Source organism: Paenibacillus piscarius, from assembly GCF_022234545.1.
Classification (GTDB): Bacteria; Bacillota; Bacilli; order Paenibacillales; family Paenibacillaceae; genus Paenibacillus_AQ; species Paenibacillus_AQ piscarius.
In genome coordinates, this window is the sequence record NZ_JAIEUI010000014.1 from 133720 (window position 1) to 152502 (window position 18783).

Genomic DNA, 18783 nt, shown 5'->3' on the forward strand with positions numbered 1-18783 from the left:
GAAGCCTCTTGAACCCCTGGCATACCCGTCTTTTGGCCCGTTCCATTCTCTAGCGGGGGTGGCAAACGCCATGCAAATGAATATCAAAAAAATTGCCGAAATGGCCGGGGTCTCTGTATCCACTGTGTCCAAAATCATGAACAACTACAGCGATGTTTCCGAAAAAACGAAACGGAGAGTTCTCGAAATTATCGAACAGACCGGATATACCCCCTCCAGCTCGGCCAAGACACTTGCAACCAAGAAATCGAATCTGATCGGAGTGATATTTGCCGGTGAGCTGAATGTGGAATTTACCCATCCTTTTTTCGTCGAGGTGCTGAATTCCTTCAAAAAACAGATGGGCGTACTGGGTTACGACCTGATCTTCTTCTCCAATGAGAAGTTCATTAATAGCGGCGATTACTTCTCGCGCTGTCTGCATTTCCATGTGGACGGCTGTGTCATTATCTCCGGGCAGGAGATGGAGCCGGCGATCCGCGAGCTGGACAGGAGCGATATCCCGTGCATCGGTGTGGACCTGGAGCTGACCGGCAAAAAATCCGGGTATGTCATGTCCGACAATTACCAGATTGCTACCAAGGTAGTGGAACACTTCTACCTCCTCGGCTACCGGGAGCTCGGCTTCATCGGCAGCACGGCGGATTCGGACATCTCTAACCGGCGCGAGGCCGGGTATACCAGAGCCATTGCCGGCTTCGGCCTGGCGATGAATCCCCATTGGTTCGTGCACGGTGAAGATTTCTTCGAGCCCAGCGGTTATGCGGCAATGAAGACACTGATTCAGTCCGGCTCTCTGCCGCAGGCCATCTTCGCGGCCTCGGATCTGCTTGCCCTCGGCGCCATTCGGGCCTTGAAGGAGCATGGCCTCCGGGTTCCCGAGGATATTGCCATCATCGGCTGCGATGATATCGAGGCCTGCCAGTATACCAGCCCTACGCTGACAACCATCCGCCAGAACAAGGAGCGGCTCGGTGTGCTCGCGGCGCATATGCTGTTCGACCTGATCAACAACCAGTCCGAGGGCGGCTCCTTCGTTGTGGAACCGGCGCTGATCGTCCGTGAATCCTGCGGCAGCGGATTAAGCCGCTGACCGCCCGCTTTGCTCCAAGAGCTGGCAATCCCTCCCCTCCCGTCCGGAACTTCGCTTGGCTGCTGTGTGCAGCCGCCCGAAAACGCTTTCGGTTATATAATCGCTCATTTGCCGCGCAGCGGCAAGGCACCGTTTTTTGGGTTAAGGGGACCATTTTTCGGATTGGCCCCCATCTTCTGTCTACGCTCATCCTCCTGCCCGCTTACAGCGGTGCAGGCTCGCCGGTCTGAGGATCCAGCGACAGCCGGACCAGCATCCCCGCATGGGTAAGACCCGCGCCGAAGCCGTACAGCAGGACCTGCTGGCCGCTCTGCACCTTCCCTTGACGGATGCCCAGATCAAGGGCAAGCGGAATACTCGCCGCTGAGGTGTTGCCGAATTCCTCCAGACTGTATAATGCTTGCTCAAACGGATAGTTCATCCGCTCACAGACCGGCTCAATCATCCGCAGATTGGCGCTGTGTGGGATGAACCAGTCCACTTCGGCAAGAGACGCGCCCGCCTTCGCCAGCACCTGCTGCACACCCTGCGGAACAGTCCGTACCGCCCACTTGAACACTTCGCGGCCGTTCTGCACCAGCTTGCCGGTAGCCGTAAGCTGCACACCATTCACCTGGTCCGCCAGTCCCGAGAGGTAGACATGATGTCCGCCGCTTCCGTCACTTCCCAGATTGAACCCTCTGAAGTTGTCCTGCTCCCCGCCGCTTTCCACCAGCACAGCCCCGGCCCCGTCGCCGAACAGAATGCAGGTGCTGCGGTCGGTATAATCCGTGATTTTGGACAAGGTATCCGCGCCGATGACCAGCACTTTATGATGCATTCCCGAAGCGATGAGCGCATGAGCCATATGCAGGCCATAGACGAAGCCGGCGCAGGCAGCACTGAGGTCCAGCACTCCCGCAGTCTGCGGGATGCCCAGACGGTTCTGCACAATGGCCGCCACAGAGGGAAAAGGCATATCAGGCGTACTGGTCGCCACAAGGATCATGTCAACATCCTGGACGCTTTTGCCATACCGGTTCATCAGGTCCCGCACGGCGGCTGCACACAGATCGCTGGTATATTCATCCTCCCGGCTGATCCGGCGCTCCCGGATTCCGGTCCGCTGCACAATCCATTCATCATTGGTATCGACCATCTGCTCCAGATCCACATTCGTCAGCCGCCGCTGCGGCACGTATGAACCCACCGCTGTGATTCTTGCACCCTTCATCGCGCTCACCTCTTATTTCAAATTTTATTATTAGTATTAGGTATTAGTACTTGGTACTAATTATAACCTGCTTGCACCTATATTGCAAAAACTATTACCCTTCCGCCCGCCAAGCCCCCCATCTTACCATTGTAAAGATAACAGAACCGTGCTACAATCTTACCAGTGTTAAGATAACAGGCAAGAATGAAAGGAGTAACGCAACCCTTGAAAGAGAAGCCCTATCACCACGGAAATCTGCGCAACCAGCTGATTGAAGCGGGCATCAAGCTTATTAACTCGGACGGCATCAGCAGCTTCTCGCTGCGCAAGGTCGCCGCCGAATGCCAGGTCAGCCACACCGCCCCCTACAGTCATTTCAAAAACATAGATGAACTGATCGCCGCCATGGGCGAGCATGTCACCGGACAGTTCATGGACACGCTGCACGCCTCGGTCCAAGGGCTGGAAGGAAAGCCCGAAGCGATCACCCTGCTGGGCCAGGCGTATATTGACTTTTTCATCGAGCATCCACAGTATTTCCAGTTCCTGTTCTACCATTCCGGCATCGTCATTGATCTGGATAACTATGAGGCGGACAGCTATCCGCCCTTCGCCCTGTTCCGGTCAACGGTCTACGAAGTATTCCGCAGCAGCGGTCTGCCGGAGTCAGCATTCCCTCAGCATTTGATTACACTCTGGTCTATGGTGCACGGAATTACGGCACTGCTGACTAATAACGGGGTCCGGTATTCGGGGAATTGGCGCGATCTGCTGGAGCTTAAATCTATCTTTTAGGGGGATAAAATTTCATGAGGACGATCATTCACGATCTGCAGGAGCAGGAATTCGCGGGCTGGCTGGGGGATACGGCACAGGAGGAGGTGACGGTCATCTCGGATAGCGGTGCGATCCGTTCGTGCATGGGCTGCTTCGGCTGCTGGACCCGCACACCCGGAGAATGCGTGATTAAGAAGGATGGATATGATAACCTGGGCGAGCTGTTCTCGCGCAGCGATGAGCTGATGATCATTAGTAAGTGTATGTACGGAAGCTATAGTCCCTTTGTGCTGAATGTGCTGAACCGGAGTATCTCCTACATGCTGCCCTATTTTGTCACCGATAATGGAGAGACGCATCACCGGCCCCGCTATGACCACCAATTCACATTATCGGTACATTTCTATGGCAATGACATTACGGAGGCTGAACAGAATACGGCCAGAACGCTGGTCGCGGCCAACAGCCTGAATCTGTATTCGCTAGGGAACAACGTGTATTTCCATACCAGCCCGCTTAGCATTAAGGAGGTCCTTCAATGAACATCGCGATGATCAACGGCAGTCCCAAGCCAAGCGGCAGCAACTCCGGTATTCTGCTTGGCATGCTGGAGCCGCTTATTTCAGACGGAAACGAGTTGCACTACTATACGCCGAATAAAAGACCGCTCAGCTCTGAAGAATACAGCGAGCTATGCCGCATGGATGCGCTGGTCCTGGCCTTCCCGCTCTATTATGACGGTATCCCTTCACATCTGTTCCAGCTGCTGGTTACCCTCGAAGGGTACCTGAAGGCAGAACGCGACCGGGATATTTACGTCTATGCGCTGATCAACAACGGCTTCTATGAGGGCCACCAGAACCATATTGCGCTGGAGATCCTCAGACACTGGTGCACGCGCGCCGGTGTTCACTTCGGGCAAGCCTTGGGCCAAGGCGCCGGGGAGATGCTGGGCTCCCTGGGCAAGGTTCCGCTCGGCCGGGGCCCGCTGAAGAACCTGGGCCGCGCCATGCACAGCCTGGCCGGGAGCATCCAGTCCAGAAGCAGCGGGGAGTCCCAGCTGTTCAGCCCCAACTTCCCGCGCTTCGCCTGGAAATGGAGCGCCACCCACTCCTTCTTCCGCGCCACGGCCCGGAAGAACGGGCTGAGGCCGAAGGATCTGCTGCGGCGGAAGTAGGGCTACTGAACCTGGTGACGTCTGAATGCCCGACCGATCAATGGAAGACTAACAACTGCGATAATTACGTATAGCCCAACCCTCATGGTGATTATACTTATGGTCAGACCGGGTAAAGGGTAAGAAAAATAGGAAGAGTAATCAGCAGGAAATACGGGCTGCACCGCCATGTAAGGAAGCAGCATAAGAATATGATTCAATATGCCGTTCGATCCGCTAAGTCCTAAGAAGACAGGCAGAAGGACAATTAACACATCAATGACAAGCACTACAAATGCTGTTTTCATTTTGGCGGATAACAAGAGAGTTACAGCAATCATTCCGAGCAGCACCGAATAGAGTACTCCAACCCATATCAATGCTGCTTCAAGCATGGTGAACGGGTAGGGAATAGTAACATTTAGAATTTGCAGCGGCAAGTTCCAGCCATCCATTCCAAACGCAACAAGCTGAATTCCGGCAGCCAACACCAGATGAACGCTAAAAACCAGTAAGCCATACAGGAATGCTGCCATAATCTTTGCCCTGATCAGCATAGATTTACCGTATCGGGTAGACAGAATAACGCTGTCCGCACCTGTCTGATATTCACCTGCAAATACAGGAGCAACACAAATGCAAATAGCTATAATAGAAACGATCAGCAGCTCAAAGCACTGAAACAGACTTTTCCAGCCGGCATGATAACCATATTCGTAAGGGGCTTCCACTTGGCTGTTTTTTGCATTCCAGAAAGCCTTCTCTTGCGGCGAATAGGTCCAATCGGAAAAATCCATATTCAAATAACTCGTCACCTTATCCGTACGGGCCTGATAGAACGTTGCGGCTTCCTGCGGCTTCAGGTCCCGGAGTACGGTAAGACTGTTATCAGTAACCTGAGGCTCCAAAAAGGCATCATCAATCATCTTATAATAAGAGTAGTACGGCAACACATAACGGGTAAACATGTCTTCTCTCAATTTCAACTGATTTCCATCCTTGATCACATTCTCAGATTTAGAGAATAACGCCTGATAGGCCGCAATATCCTTTGCCACCCGCTCTTCGGTTAGCGTGCCTTCAAGCTCCCCGGCATATTCCCGCTCTAGTTGGATGGCCGCAAGGCCAGTGACCTGGCTTCCGTCCCGCTCCAGAGAAATGTAGCTTTTGATAGGCAGAACAAATAGGAGCAGGGTTAGACACAAGCTTACCAACACCACGACCAGATTCATCCGCTTCTTGGCAATTTTCTTGAATTCATATTTGAATAAAGTGTTCATTGGAGCCCCCTGTATTCATTCGGATTGTTGTGAAAATGGTATAAATACAAATCCTCAAGTGTGGGTGCCTCATTCACAGCCCCCTCCATCGGTATCGTATCGCTAAGCACGCGAAGGATAACCCTGTCCTCTTCTCCATGATGAAGATTGGCTACACAGAATGAACGGCTGACCGCTTCAGCCTCTTGCTTTGGCAGCACACAACTCCATACCTTGCCGTCCATTTCATGGGCGATGCTGTCGGCTGGACGGTTAATAAGCAGCTTGCCGTCCTTAATCATTAGAATAGTGTCTGAAATGTATTCGAGGTCAGATACAATATGCGTAGACAATATAACGATTTTATCCTTGGAGAAGCTTGCAATTAAGTTACGGAAATGCACCCGCTCCTTCGGATCAAGTCCTGCTGTAGGTTCGTCCAGCACCAGTATACTCGGGTTGTTAAGTACCGCTTGGGCGATTCCGAGCCGCTGCTTCATCCCGCCGGAGAAGGTACGAATCCTTTTGGCAGCGACTTCAGTTAGACCAACCAGTCCCAGCAGCTCCGTACTCCGGCATTTGGCCTCCTGCAGATTCATTCCCTTCAGTGCGGCAATATAGAGCATGAAATCCTTCGCGGTGAAATCCGGATAATAACCGAAATCCTGCGGAAGGTACCCGAGGACATTACGGTAATTCTCCCCCAGTTCCTTAAGCGTCCTTCCATCCAGATAAATATTGCCCTGTGTAGGGTTAAGCACACCGCAGATCATGCGCATCAGCGTTGTTTTTCCGGCCCCATTTGCTCCGAGCATACCGTACACTCCCGGCTGCATCTGAATTGACATTTGATTAACTGCTGTTTTTCGCCCAAATTGCTTTGTTAACTTATCCAATTCTAATTCCATGCTCCATCCTCCCAGAAGGTTGAAATTTGGAGACAAACAAAAATCTGCCTACCCGTGATTATTTTACCTCGGGCAGGCAGATTGAACTTTAAGATTGAATCGTGATTTCATTTAGATAATCCTAAGAAAACATTAAGCTTTGCTTCTACCGGTCCGCGAAGTGTGCATAGAACGCTGGAGGCTGCGGTTGAGAACCGCAAAGAGGAAATAACCCGTTATTCCTCCCAACACGTTCAGAAGAATATCATCAATATCTGCAGAAGCTCCCAGAAAATATTGCACAAATTCAATTATGAAGCTTGCAGTAAATACTATCAATGTGCTTCGTCCGAAAGACCTCAGCCTTGAAAATAAGAAGGGCAGAGAACAACCGAAGGGAATAAACATAATGATATTGGCAACGGCCTGTACAAGCATTTTCTCCTCTGACATGCCTTCTGAAGCCCTGAGCCAGCTTAAGGGAATAAGGTTCAAATGATAGACCTTCGGACGGAAGGCGTCTTCCCCCCATGCGGAGAAGATTGTAGCATACAGCACAATAACACTGGCTCCGGCAAATAATAATACGCTCAGTTGCTTGACTACACTCACTCTCCCCCTCAAAATCAAAAACACCGGCAGATAGAGCACTGCAACGGCGCCAATCAATATCCCCCCAATGATGAAATATCCCATTAGATCAGCCATATTAACCTCCTTGTGAGAAAAGCGGTAGCCGGACACAGAACATCGTTTTCCCTTGCTCGCTATGCAGTTCAATTTCTCCCCCATGCAGGCTGATAATTTCTCTGGTAATAGCAAGTCCAAGCCCTGATCCTCCGGTCTTCGTAGAACGGGCATCATTCAAGCGGTAGAACTTTTCAAATATTTTATCCTGTTGATCGTGGGGAATCATCGCCCCAGTGTTTATAAAGGAAATGATCGCCATTCCTTCACGAGTCTTCGCGTATACCCCAATCGTGCTGTTATCATCACTGTAGGCAATGGCATTCTTGAGAATGTTATGGAATGCCCGTGCCAATTTATCGGAATCGCCATGAACTGTTATTGTATCTTCCACCTCAACAATCATCTTCTTCCCGGAGGGCATCAGTGTAGGATAGAATTCATCGGGCATTTGGACCAGCATATAAGAGATATCGACAGGCTGCTGATCTAATTGGATAGACTGCTGATTAAACCGTTCAACTTCAAAAAAATCATTGATTAAACGCTCCAGATGATACGCTTTATCCAAAGCTATTTTCATATAATGCCGCTGCTGCTCTTCCGGCAAATTAGGATTTTCACTCAATAAGCTTAAATATCCAAGGACAGAAGTGAGTGGTGTCTTAATATCATGAGCCAGATACATCACAAGATCCCTTTTGTTCTGCTCAGTCAGCTGTACCTCCAGAGCACGCTTTTGAAGAGTTTGCTTAATGAATATCAGCTTCTGCTCCATAGAAGACATCTCCGGTGACAGCTGGATCTCCGCATCATCCTGGATCAACGCATCGACTCCTGCATCGACCTCGTTAAAATACTTGGTAAACCATGATAATGAAAAATAAAAAAACAGCAGAAAAAACGCTGATATGGCGGTCAGCATAATAATCTCCCAATGTTCACGAAGAACACTATTGTAAATGGCAAGCGCCTGTTCATACTTATATCCAGTAAAGAACTGCAACAGCCGGACCCCCTCCTTGCCCAGCCTTCCCCGCACTAATAGATACAGCCCATCCACTGCCACAAGAGCAAGAGCAATCAATACAAGCATCCTAATAAATACTTTCGCTCTCAGCTTCGCGTAATTCAGGCTCATTGGCTTTTTAGGTTTCAATTTTATATCCAACTCCCCAGATGGTCCGAATCCATTTCGGATGTTCTACGGAATCCTTCATTTTTTCACGCAGATGCCGGATATGTACAGTGATCGTATTGTTATTTTTATTGTAATATTCATTGCCCCATATCGCGTGAAATAATTGCTCGGAGCTAACCACTCTTCCCTTATGCTCACACAGCATTCTGAGAATTGAAAACTCAGTTGGTGTAAGGGATAAAGCCTCTTCGTTCAGCCAGCACTCATGCGTCTCCACATTCATGCGTAAGCCCGAGCAGGAGATCATCCCTTCGCTGGATTCCGACATGGACCGGTACTTTGTATATCTGCGCAACTGTGCCTTCACCCGGGCAACCATTTCAAGCGGACGGAACGGTTTGGTGATATAGTCATCTGCTCCCAAGGTAAGACCGGTAATTTTATCTGTCTCTTCATCCTTGGCCGTGAGCATAATGACAGGAAAATGATACTTTTCCCGGATACGCTGGCACACTGTAAAACCGTTGAGATCCGGGAGCATAATATCCAGAATAGCGAGATTCACCTTTTCACGCTCAATATAATCCAAAGCGTCTTGTCCGTTATCGAATTTTGCAACATTGTAATTCTCATTTTTCAGGTAAATCTCAATGAGATCAGTAATGGCTTGCTCATCATCCACCACCACAATAGTCCCACCCATTTGGTTATCGCCTGCCTTCATTGCATGAATACAGTTATTGTAGCAGAAAATCCCAAAATAATTGTAGCAATTTTCTTATTAAATTCTTAAGGTTTTCCTAAAATAGTGGAAAAGTGTTCATCCAGCCACGCTTCTTCCACTACCACTGCAACCTCTTCACCTTGATTAAGCCAGGCAGACAACTGCTCTATAACCTCTTCAGAGGATATCTCATCCAGAAATGAACAATACTCCTCCGTTGCATATACGGGTTCGTGATAAAGTGCTGATGATACCAATTCTTTCATAACTAGCTCCGGTGAAAGTTCATTTATAGAGATTTGGCTTTTGTAGGCTCTTATAATCTCTGGTAACAACTGATTGTTAACCAACACACTTATTGTTTCACGATACAAATATCGGGAACTCTGATCTGGAGGTGAACAACACTGAATAAGGTCTGATTGGAGAAGATATATACACAGAAATGTGCAGAATTCATTGTAACGAAGCTTAGCTATATGGATTGATTCCGTTGAAAAGGCAGTACGAAGACAATAATCCAAAACTACAAGTGCTGTATCCTTAGTGACTTTACTCCGAGCACGATCTTCATAGCCTTCCGGCGCTTCGCACACAAATAAGCCACACCTGGTAGCTTTGGCTGTTTTTAATACATATTTATTAGCTAGCACTCTTTTAAAAGGGGATTGGCTCTCTTCATATAATGGCTGAAAATGTTCGATAGTCCTGACAGTTTCCCTATCCTTCAGGAAGCATTCTTCACCGCTCCGGCTCACTGCTATAATATGAGCTGGCACATTACAGTATGTTCTTTGGTGGAACACTTGTATATCCTCATAAGTAATGTTATTCAGTCCCTCTCGCCTTCCAAGGGGTTTAGAGTCGAATAGCTCAGTACAACCCATCAGGATATTGAACAGACTGTTTGCATTATTCTCATTGAGCCGTTCGTATTCATCATTAATATCTCTCATCGCCTCCTCCATATCCCTTTCTTTTAACAAACGTCCTGAATAGATTTCAAGCAATAGCTCAATCGCCTGGCAGATATCCTCCGTATGATCAGAACAAGTTATCTCATAGAGTGTTTTATCGAAATCTGTTGTTCCTTTAATTCTGAATCGGCGTGGAGCAATCTGTGAAGCATTCGCCAGAGAGAGAATGAGCATATGCTCCAGATAATGTGCTATTCCTTTGCAATCTCCATCGCTAAGTGACCCTACTTTAACGGCTAAGGTAATGATAGCATCACCGTCTTTACTTTTTTTGAAATGTGTATATTTCAAATTCCGATCCTTATCCATGAACTGACAGCCTTCCTTCATTGACAACGTCTCCTACATTATATTTCTCGGCCTGAAGTGTGAACATTTCTCTGAATTTGCCCTCCTTGCACATAAGCTCTTCAAATGAACCGCACTCGCAAATTCGATGATTGTCAATCACAATTATCTGGTCCACGAGTTTAGCTGTAGTAAATCTGTGTGAAATGAGAATGCAGGTCCTGCTTCTGATCATCTCTTCAATTCCCATATAAAACTCATGTTCAGCAACAGGGTCAAGGGAGGCTGTAGGCTCGTCCATAATGGTTATTGGTGCATCCGCAAAAAAAGCACGGGTGATCGCAAGCTTCTGCCACTGTCCAACAGAAATTTCCGTCCCTTCGGACCATTCATTCTGCAACTGAGTTTGGTAACTATGGGGCAGCTTATGGATGAATTCCGCAGCGCCTGTACGCTGTGCGGCCTCATACATCCTCAATGTATTCGCTTTATCTTCATAGTTGCCGAACTTGATATTATCTTCAACACTCATTGGATAATGGATGAAATCCTGGAATACCACCGAAAAATTGTTCCTGTAAGAATTTTTGCTGTACGATTTGATGTCAACGCCATCTACAGATATATAGCCAGAGCTAGGCTCATACAGGCCGCTAAGCATTTTGATAAGAGTGGTTTTACCGGAGCCGTTCAAACCAACAACAAGATAGGATTGTCCAGCCCTTAACTCAAGATTAATATCTTCAAGAACATAGGATTCAAGCTTCGGATATTTAAAATATACATGATGCAGGTTAATGGTTCGAAAATCGTTGAGCGAAACCTCATTCCCGGATGACGAAGAGGTTATTTCTTTATCCAGCAAATTGAACAGGGCGCTCATGTATAAGTTATCATTGTAAGTGTTAGCAAAGGTCACGATCATATTTCCAATGGCTTGCATAAGGTTCTCAATGGAATTAATGTACATGACTATAAGACCTACACCGAGTTTTCTTTTTATACCATCAATAATGATGTAAAGAGTGAAGCAGAACTTAGTGAGCAATTCGAGTGAATCTCCACTGGCCTGAATTGCTGTATTCCGTTTTCGGATGCCTCTGTCTTCCGTCAAATATTTATTATACGTAGAGGAGACCCTCTGGATCAGTTCGGGTCCTGTACGGGTAATTTTGAGCTCTTTAATATTCTCATATCTGATCATTAATGATTTGATCGCCGTAACCAGTCGCAGGTTCTCCAATCTGCTATTATAGATGTTATGCAGTTTGGAAGATATCTTAATATTGATGACCAGCACAGGAATAAACGTCAACAAAAGCAGACCGATAATCGCCGGTTTGTACAATATAATGATTCCGATTACCCCTAATAGAACCACGCCATTCTGAAGAATAGACACTAGATTATTTAGTATGCTGATGGATCGGCTTAATGCCTCGCTGTTCACCTTATTGAGCTGGTCATACAAAATGGGATCATCGAAATGACTAACTTCCAGACTGTCGATTCTATCAAGAATCATATTTGTTATGTATAAATTCACATAATCACACTGCATATCTTTATAAAACTTATTAAGTTTTTGGAGAACACCATTAATCACCCACATCCCGCAATTCAACGCGAGCCATAAGATCACATCGCGTAATTCATAGTCCTTGCTTATATAAGCCAAGGTATTTAAAAACCGGCTCCATATAATGGTGTTTATTGGAACGATGGCTCCAAGGAGAAGGGTTATGATTAAGATTGCTGTCATTGTTCTTCTTGATGCCTTCCAGACAAAATGCAACGTTCTGCTGGTAATGCCTATATTCGTCCAAAAACCAGGAAGTAATGATTTCATCTTAACACCTGCCTGTAAATCAACAAGAAGAAGCCCTTCGATAGCAGAACTTCTTCCCGTCAATTTAGATTACGTTAGCTTCTGTGAATCGTCGTAGTAGCATTTCTATCATTGCCGGAACCATAACTGGAGCTGGTACAGTCGCAGCCACAGTGGAAGCAACTATCACTATTGCCACGCGCACCGGTAAACTGTCCACCGCCGGAACCACACATGCAAGCCATCGGCTCAAAGTGCGCCTCCAGACCCGAACTCATGTCCCGACCAACAGGATTGATCAGTTTCATGCTTATTCCTCCTTTTTAATCTCATTTATAAAAATATACATTTGTATATTTTTACCGTCATTTTGCAATAATCTCATTAAGCTCCATTAGGGATTCAGGATCATGCTCCAGAATTTCATGATAGAGACTGAGACTCTGATCAAGAAGATACCTGATGTATCGGCAGCCGCTATGGCGGTAAGATAAATCGACTTTTTCCTCATCAAAACAATCAATGTAACAGCTTGTACAAAGATGCACTGCCCAGCATTTATCGCAGTATTCAACAGATTTCTCCATAAAATTATGGACGTAATGTTTCTGAATGGATTGAATGTTAAAACCCTCATCCACGTTACCCAGAAAAGGAACACTGCCTACCCGCTCACATGGAAGGAAATTACCATCCACATTAACATGAAGCCTTCTTGATCCGGGCACACAACAACCATTAAAATAGTAATTCTCCATTGGGACCGGCCGTATATCCCGTCTATGGATCATATGAAGAAACTTCCTCATTTGGCCGTTGGAAAAAAGCTTATTACGGGCATGTGCATCTCTCTTATTATCGACACTCCAGGAAAACAGCGGATCAATGGATTTATCTTCCCTATAGGATTTATCCTCAATACTGGTTGGTTCCAGATACTCTTCTGCAGTACGGCCATAAGACACATAGGAGGCATTCACAGTCACTGGCTTGGGCAACCATTCTGTGTTGTCGAAAAAGTCCTGAATCTTATTGTATTTCTCCACCAGATTAGAGCCGCTTGCAACCAGGCTGAAGTATAACGTATCTCCACTTTCATCCTTAGAGTGATTCTTCTCTTTGGCTTCTACAAGATGTTTTATACCACGCATAACATGCTTGAAGCTCCCACTTCCGTCCTGGAAGACACGGTTCTCATCATGAATCTCCTCTGGCCCATCCAGACTAACCAGCACAACAAAATTGTGTTCTACCAGATATTCAGCGATCTCCTTCGTTATTAAGACTGCATTGGTAGTCATTGAGAATCCCAGTTTCTTATCAACTACAAGATTCTCCGCATACTCAACACATTGTTTAATCAGTTTAAAATTCAGCAGAGGCTCTCCACCGTAAAATGCCAGAAAAAATTCCTCGGCCACTCTAGGGTAGGTATAGTCTATAGCTTTTTTTGCCGTTTCAAATGTCATATCCCGGTCATTATATCCGTGAAAATCATTATGGGAATCTTGATAAATGCAGTAATTACATCTTAAGTTACATCGTTCAGTAACCTCCAAAGTGAGCTGGTTCATGTTGTATTGCAGATAATTCTCCAAAGCGCTGACGTGCGGGCCGGAGAAACATGTAACCGGAGGTGCAGATAAGATATGCTCTTGATCGGTGCATTCCTTGATTTCCTGCAGGGCTGCTTCAAGTGCTTCCTTCTCCATATCAAGCTCGAAAAGCGAATCAAACTGATCAGAGTCAAAAAGACAGGATAGAACGGTATACACATTCTCATTAATCCTAAAAATTTTCCCCGTTCCTGTATCGTAGAAGTACTTCCGTTCAGATGTCTCAAAGGGTTTACCTAACCGGTAGAAATGATTGCCTCTTTGTAAGTTTTGAAAAAAGGGTTTAAATTTCATAATGTTAGCGTCCAGCGTTTCATTAATCATAACGTTCTCCTCCATCTTTTTTCTGGGCATGGCTGGATTATGTTAATTTTTTCACAAAGATGATCTCTAACTAGAAATTATCATTCCGAACCAATAATGTATATAATTTCAAACTGAGTGGTATCTATTTCTTACTGTGCGGTATTCTAGGGGAACAACTTCCTAAGAAGCACTAACAGGAGATATGGGAATAACTATAGTGGATGTGAATACATGACTATTATATGAATACTTGAAAGTTCCTCCGCAGTTGCTGACAGCCGTCTTTATCGAACTTAGTCCATAGCCATGATGCAGCTTGTCTCGTTTGCTTGTTCGCAGCAGGCCATTAGCAGGAATCGGTTTGTGATAATATGGATTAACAACTACGATCGATACATAGTTTTTGTAACAGAACATTTTCACATTAAGATACCTTTCCTTCTCGTTAAGGCCTAAGTTTGCCTCAATAGCGTTATTCAGAACATTAGAAAGTATAGAAGATAGACAGGTAGGGGGAATGCTTAATTCTGGTATACGATCAATTTCAAATTGAACAGCAATACCTTGTTTTTTGCATACAGCGATTTCATAGTTCAATATAGAATCAATATATTTACTGCCACATTGTATTACAGGCTTAGTGCCTTCCAGCATGGCTGCAATAGCCTGAATATATTCTATAGTCTCCTCAATACAATTCTCTTTCAATAAATAAGCGATGTTTGCCAGATTATTCCCGATATCATGTCTGATACGCTTTAAGTCACGCGCTGCAATTTCATCAGTTGCCAGTTGCTGCTCCAGTGCTTTATTTTGCAGCTCAAGGCTGGCTTTTTGCTGCTCCTTCTGATAGAACAATTCCCCGAACAGGTAAGTAATTAATAATGACATTAGCAAGAAATACATAGACATTCGCAAAGAGAGCCATAACAGATCAGGGCTTGGAGTTGAGAATCGGCTGTTTATCGCTCTCAAATAATGAACAACGACTACCAAGGCTTCTAACACGACATCAATGCAAACCCAAGACTTAATGGATAGCTGAAAGTTAAGCTTTCGGATAAATACCGAATTTAACTGAAGGATCCCTGTTCTAATAGAAAAAAATATCACAAGTTCTAACATGCTACATAATTGATTCTCCAGGTTCGTCCAATTCGCTAAAGCAAATATATTACTAGTCAAAATATCGCTAATAATGAATACGTACTCCGTCAAAAGAATCAAAAATACTTTCAGGAAAATACTGTTCCGGTATAGAATGTGCACTAGTAATAGTGTCATTGCCATGATTACAAGTGTTCTCCAAACAGCAGACACAACAGGAAATAATGGAGCAATTAGAGAGACAGCAATTACAACTGGAAGAATCACAGCTATTTTCCCAGGACCTTTTATTCTACACTCCAGAAATTTATTGACAAACCAATACCGGAGGACATTCTCTATAAGCGAAAAGACAAGTCCGCCGGATACTCCTAACACCGGTTGACCTCACTGATCACATCAAGAAACTTGTCGATAACCTGAGGTTTCTTTCTTCTGCTTAATGGCAGGGTAATTCCGTTATCCAGACGGATTTCCGAATCATCTATGGAAAATATGTATTTTAAATTAACGATACATGCCCTATATATTTCAACAAACCCCAAAGTACTGTAGTGCTCTATCAAATCTATGAATTTGCAGCAATGCAATTCATATGTTTTAGTTCGGGTGTGTAAATAGGTTTTTCTGTTGACTGTTTCAAAATATATAATGTCATCCAGAGGTACTTTTATCACCATTTCCCTGCCGCCTGTACGATGAATTCTGAAGATTTGGTTCTGCGGATGTTCTTCCTTAATGGCATTGACCATTCTTTTAATAATTCCAGGCATTCTATCCTCAAGTAGCTGCTTAGGCAAAAAATCACTCACATTATACTGAAAGGTATTTAATATCTCCTGTTCATACGAAGTAATAAATACCAGTTTAAAATGACTATCCATAACACGAAGTCTTCTTGCCGCCTCTTTTCCATTAATAGAGGGCATGTTGATATCCAAAAATATCAGATCAAAGTACGGGTTATACTCTTCAAATCTTTTGATTAAAGTATCCGCTTTTGTAAAGCAGTAAATGGAGGCTTGAATCTTCAAAGCCTGGAATGTCTTTTGAACTACAGGAAGAACTTCATCTAAAAAATGACAATCATCATCACACAACGCCACATTTAACATTCTTTCCCTCCTAGGTTACTCTTTATAAAAGATTAACTGGTAATCATTCACAATAATAATACCATAAAAGTGTAATCATTTCCCATAATTTATAATTATAAGGATTCACAATCCAATTACAGCCTAAAGAGCCCGGTCCCATAAGGACCAGGCTCTTCTATTTACAGCTTATATCCGCTCCACCAGCTCCTCCGGCTTCGCCGTATTCCTGGAGCGGCAATGCAGAAACTCGACCTCTTCCCCGTTCTCCACATAGAAGGCCGGGCCGGCATGGTTCTCGATCGTGACCTGCTGGAATTGTACCTCGCGGACGTTGCCGAGGAAGAAGCCCCGGCGCTGCATGTCCTCAAGTCCGGCCATCATATCGGGCTGGCCGGGCACGGCATGCTCCGCCATGGAGATATCGATGTTGGTGAAGGTAATTTCCGACACCGCCTGCTCAGCCAGCCCATACAGGAATCCGGCGGCAGCATGGACGTTGCGGGCGGTAATGTTGGCGTAATGAATCCGCCGGAACTGCGGCGTCTCCTCCGTCACCGGATAAGGATTCTTGTCCCAGACGTATTTCTCCTTGCCCCGGGGCCCGCAGAAATAATAGAGATTCAGCGTGAAGGGGCAGATGACCTCCTCCATCACAATATTGCTGACCCGGATGTCCTCGATGATTCCGCCCCGCCCGCGCCGGGACTTCATGCGGATGCCGCGGTCTGTCTGCTTGAACACGCAGTTGCTGATGGTCACATTGCGGATATCGCCGCTCATCTCACTGCCCAGCACCACCGCGCCATGCCCGTGCACCATAACGCAGTTCGTGATCGTGATATTCTCGCAGGGAATCCGTTCCCGGGTATCCTCGGTCCCGGCCTTGATGGCAATGCAGTCATCGCCGACATCGATATGGCAATTGCTGATCCGGACATCCCGGCTCGACTCGGGATTAATCCCATCCGTATTCGGCGAATCCGCCGGATTCAGAATCGACAGATTATCGATCAGCACATTGCTGCAATTGACCGGGTTCACGGTCCAGCTCGGCGAATTGAGCAGCGTCAGGTCGCGGAGAGTCACCCGGCTGCAATCGTCGAAGGCGATCAGCCTTGGACGCGGATAGGCCAGCTCCTCCCGGCGGTGACGGTGCTTCTCCCACCAGGGTGCGCCGTTGCCGTCCAGCGTTCCGCTGCCGGTGACCGAGACATTATTCAGACCAGCCCCGTAAATACAAGGCGTATGAACCTCCCGCTTCACCCCCTCCCAACGGGATTCCACGGGAGGATAATCCGCCGGGTCGGTGCTGAAGGACAACACCGCACCAGGGCTAAGATGCAGCTCGATGTTACTGCGCAGACGCACCGCTCCGGTCAGGAAGGTGCCGGCCGGAACATACACTGTCCCTCCGCCGTCACGGTCTGCCGCTGCAATGGCATCCGTAATCGCCTGCGTTGCCGGTACTCCGCTGTCCCGCTGCGCTCCATAGTCCACTATGTTATACACTGTCTGCCTCCTCCGCCGGATACAGCTCCTGCATCTCCACGCAGGCCATCACCAGCGCGCCCACTCCGTGAAGATCGTTGCTGACCTTCGGACGGGTGACATAGCTGTTGTAATCTCCCGCTCCGGTGCCAATGCAGATGTCCGGCAGCACCAACCGGTCCTGCTCATCCCACTCCAGCACCTGCAGCAGACCCTCGTAGCCTTTGCGCGCTGCTGCTGCCGCCTCCTGCGCCGCTGCTTCCGGCAGGATGCCCAGCTTCACCGCCCGGGCGATCGTGTACACGAACAGGCAGGAGCCGGAGGTCTCCAGCCAGTTATCCGGCTCGTGGCCCTTGTCCACCACCTGATACCACAGGCCGCTCTCTGCATCCTGGTAGCGGATCAGCGCCTGCACGAACCCGGCCAGCTCGGCGGCCAGCTCCGCCCGGGCCGGATCATGCTCCGGCAGTTCATCCATGAACTGCGACACTGCCAGTCCATACCAGCCTAGCGAGCGCGCCCAGAACTCCGGCGAGCAGCCGGTTTCCGGGTCCGCCCACGGCATCCGGCGGCGCTCATCCCAGGCATGGTACAGCAGGCCGGTGTCCTCATCCTTCATATATTTACGCATCAGCCGCTCCTGGTGCAGCACCTCTTCGCGCAGGCCCTCCTCACCGTAAGCATTCGCGTACTTCAGCGAGAAGACGCCCGCCATATACAGCCCGTCGAGCCACATCTGGTGCGCATATTTATCCTTATGCCAATATCCGCCCTCGGCCGTCCGGTTCAGCGTCAGCAGCAGATGGCGCAGCTTCCCGGCCGCCACCCGGTACTTCGGCTTCCCGGTCCGTTCATGCAGGTTGAACAGCAGCAGCCCGGCCTGCACGGCATCAAGCTCATCCCGGGCAAAATACAGATTGCCCTGCTCATCCACCAGATCATCCACATATTCCTGGATGTAATTGATATAACGGTCCTCCCGGACCTTCTTCCACAGCAGCTCCATTCCGCACAGGAACACGCCCTGGTGATAATGCCAGCGGTGCGCAGGCGGGAGCTCCCCCGCCTTGTACGTATCCATGAGTGAATCACAGGCCTTTTGCGCCCATTCCATCGGTGTTTGCGGCAGACTGCCTATCATCGTTATACCCCTTTCT

The 18783-nt window shown here is 47.4% G+C and carries 18 protein-coding genes; 4 read left to right on the forward strand and 14 right to left on the reverse strand.

All coding sequences use genetic code 11. The annotated features are described in order from the left end of the window. Positions 1–76: 76 nt before the first annotated feature. Positions 77–1093, forward strand: a complete 1017-nt coding sequence (locus tag K1558_RS21030) for a LacI family DNA-binding transcriptional regulator (protein ID WP_238653685.1) — start codon at positions 77–79, stop codon at positions 1091–1093. 202 nt (positions 1094–1295) lie between these two features. Here the strand turns inward: K1558_RS21030 and K1558_RS21035 are convergent, their stop codons facing one another. Further along, positions 1296–2306, reverse strand: coding sequence for a ketoacyl-ACP synthase III (locus K1558_RS21035; RefSeq protein ID WP_238653632.1), 1011 nt, complete (start codon positions 2304–2306; stop codon positions 1296–1298). Positions 2307–2513: 207 nt separating this feature from the next. Between K1558_RS21035 and K1558_RS21040 the strand changes: the two genes are divergently transcribed. The 3 genes from K1558_RS21040 to K1558_RS21050 are packed head-to-tail and all read left to right on the forward strand — an operon-like array spanning position 2514 to position 4242. Then, entirely contained in the window at positions 2514–3083 is a 570-nt protein-coding gene (locus tag K1558_RS21040) for a TetR/AcrR family transcriptional regulator (RefSeq protein ID WP_238653633.1), read from the forward strand. A gap of 14 nt (positions 3084–3097) precedes the next feature. Beyond that, on the forward strand, positions 3098–3607 hold the full coding sequence (locus tag K1558_RS21045) for a flavodoxin family protein (protein ID WP_238653634.1): 510 nt from the start codon (positions 3098–3100) through the stop codon (positions 3605–3607). Then, positions 3604–4242 carry an NAD(P)H-dependent oxidoreductase gene (locus K1558_RS21050; protein WP_238653635.1) on the forward strand — a complete coding sequence of 213 codons (639 nt, stop codon included), beginning with the start codon at positions 3604–3606 and terminating at the stop codon, positions 4240–4242. The genes K1558_RS21045 and K1558_RS21050 overlap by 4 nt, the downstream gene beginning before the upstream one ends. 2 nt (positions 4243–4244) lie before the next feature. Here the strand turns inward: K1558_RS21050 and K1558_RS21055 are convergent, their stop codons facing one another. The 13 genes from K1558_RS21055 to K1558_RS21115 all read right to left on the reverse strand — a co-directional run bounded on the left by K1558_RS21055 (position 4245) and on the right by K1558_RS21115 (position 18767). Continuing rightward, the gene (locus K1558_RS21055; RefSeq protein WP_238653636.1) at positions 4245–5501 is read right to left on the reverse strand and encodes a hypothetical protein; all 1257 of its coding nucleotides are present in this window, start codon (positions 5499–5501) and stop codon (positions 4245–4247) included. Beyond that, complete coding sequence (locus K1558_RS21060; RefSeq protein WP_238653637.1) at positions 5498–6328, reverse strand: ATP-binding cassette domain-containing protein; 831 nt, start codon at positions 6326–6328, stop codon at positions 5498–5500. Before K1558_RS21060 ends, K1558_RS21055 begins: the two co-directional genes overlap by 4 nt. Positions 6329–6520: 192 nt before the next feature. After that, positions 6521–7075 carry a VanZ family protein gene (locus K1558_RS21065; protein ID WP_238653638.1) on the reverse strand — a complete coding sequence of 185 codons (555 nt, stop codon included), beginning with the start codon at positions 7073–7075 and terminating at the stop codon, positions 6521–6523. Position 7076: 1 nt separating this feature from the next. Continuing rightward, entirely contained in the window at positions 7077–8213 is a 1137-nt protein-coding gene (locus tag K1558_RS21070; protein WP_238653639.1) for a sensor histidine kinase, read from the reverse strand. Beyond that, positions 8203–8898 (reverse strand): VanR-ABDEGLN family response regulator transcription factor, encoded by a 696-nt coding sequence (gene vanR, locus K1558_RS21075; RefSeq protein WP_238653640.1) that lies wholly within the window; start codon positions 8896–8898, stop codon positions 8203–8205. The genes K1558_RS21070 and vanR overlap by 11 nt, the downstream gene beginning before the upstream one ends. Positions 8899–8984: 86 nt before the next feature. Next, on the reverse strand, positions 8985–10226 hold the full coding sequence (locus K1558_RS21080) for an insulinase family protein (RefSeq protein ID WP_238653641.1): 1242 nt from the start codon (positions 10224–10226) through the stop codon (positions 8985–8987). Beyond that, positions 10198–12033 carry an ABC transporter ATP-binding protein gene (locus tag K1558_RS21085; RefSeq protein WP_238653642.1) on the reverse strand — a complete coding sequence of 612 codons (1836 nt, stop codon included), beginning with the start codon at positions 12031–12033 and terminating at the stop codon, positions 10198–10200. Before K1558_RS21085 ends, K1558_RS21080 begins: the two co-directional genes overlap by 29 nt. Before the next feature lie 74 nt (positions 12034–12107). Further along, a complete protein-coding gene (locus K1558_RS21090) occupies positions 12108–12320 on the reverse strand; it encodes an Apre_1838 family putative sactipeptide bacteriocin (protein ID WP_076161002.1) in 213 nt (70 codons plus the stop codon). Between the two features lie 57 nt (positions 12321–12377). Further along, entirely contained in the window at positions 12378–13952 is a 1575-nt protein-coding gene (locus K1558_RS21095) for a radical SAM protein (protein WP_238653643.1), read from the reverse strand. 162 nt (positions 13953–14114) lie between these two features. Beyond that, complete coding sequence (locus K1558_RS33095) at positions 14115–15419, reverse strand: sensor histidine kinase (protein WP_238653644.1); 1305 nt, start codon at positions 15417–15419, stop codon at positions 14115–14117. Beyond that, positions 15413–16156, reverse strand: coding sequence for a LytR/AlgR family response regulator transcription factor (locus tag K1558_RS21105; protein WP_238653645.1), 744 nt, complete (start codon positions 16154–16156; stop codon positions 15413–15415). The genes K1558_RS33095 and K1558_RS21105 overlap by 7 nt, the downstream gene beginning before the upstream one ends. A gap of 168 nt (positions 16157–16324) precedes the next feature. Further along, positions 16325–17647, reverse strand: a complete 1323-nt coding sequence (locus K1558_RS21110) for a glycoside hydrolase family 28 protein (protein ID WP_238653646.1) — start codon at positions 17645–17647, stop codon at positions 16325–16327. Further along, positions 17640–18767, reverse strand: coding sequence for a glycoside hydrolase family 88/105 protein (locus K1558_RS21115; protein ID WP_238653647.1), 1128 nt, complete (start codon positions 18765–18767; stop codon positions 17640–17642). Before K1558_RS21115 ends, K1558_RS21110 begins: the two co-directional genes overlap by 8 nt. Positions 18768–18783: the final 16 nt, after the last annotated feature.

Excerpts from the sequence above, each read along its gene's own strand:
- K1558_RS21030 (WP_238653685.1), top strand. The coding sequence starts at position 77 with ATGAATATCAAAAAAATTGCCGAAATGGCCGGGGTCTCTGTATCCACT.
- K1558_RS21090 (WP_076161002.1), bottom strand. The coding sequence starts at position 12,320 with ATGAAACTGATCAATCCTGTTGGTCGGGACATGAGTTCGGGTCTGGAG.
- K1558_RS21095 (WP_238653643.1), bottom strand. The coding sequence starts at position 13,952 with ATGATTAATGAAACGCTGGACGCTAACATTATGAAATTTAAACCCTTT.
- K1558_RS21035 (WP_238653632.1), bottom strand. The coding sequence starts at position 2,306 with ATGAAGGGTGCAAGAATCACAGCGGTGGGTTCATACGTGCCGCAGCGG.
- K1558_RS21115 (WP_238653647.1), bottom strand. The coding sequence starts at position 18,767 with ATGATAGGCAGTCTGCCGCAAACACCGATGGAATGGGCGCAAAAGGCC.
- K1558_RS21055 (WP_238653636.1), bottom strand. The coding sequence starts at position 5,501 with ATGAACACTTTATTCAAATATGAATTCAAGAAAATTGCCAAGAAGCGG.
- vanR (WP_238653640.1), bottom strand. The coding sequence starts at position 8,898 with ATGGGTGGGACTATTGTGGTGGTGGATGATGAGCAAGCCATTACTGAT.
- K1558_RS21085 (WP_238653642.1), bottom strand. The coding sequence starts at position 12,033 with ATGAAATCATTACTTCCTGGTTTTTGGACGAATATAGGCATTACCAGC.
- K1558_RS21105 (WP_238653645.1), bottom strand. The coding sequence starts at position 16,156 with ATGTTAAATGTGGCGTTGTGTGATGATGATTGTCATTTTTTAGATGAA.
- K1558_RS21080 (WP_238653641.1), bottom strand. The coding sequence starts at position 10,226 with ATGAAGGAAGGCTGTCAGTTCATGGATAAGGATCGGAATTTGAAATAT.
- K1558_RS21060 (WP_238653637.1), bottom strand. The coding sequence starts at position 6,328 with ATGTCAATTCAGATGCAGCCGGGAGTGTACGGTATGCTCGGAGCAAAT.
- K1558_RS21045 (WP_238653634.1), top strand. The coding sequence starts at position 3,098 with ATGAGGACGATCATTCACGATCTGCAGGAGCAGGAATTCGCGGGCTGG.
- K1558_RS21065 (WP_238653638.1), bottom strand. The coding sequence starts at position 7,075 with ATGGCTGATCTAATGGGATATTTCATCATTGGGGGGATATTGATTGGC.
- K1558_RS21050 (WP_238653635.1), top strand. The coding sequence starts at position 3,604 with ATGAACATCGCGATGATCAACGGCAGTCCCAAGCCAAGCGGCAGCAAC.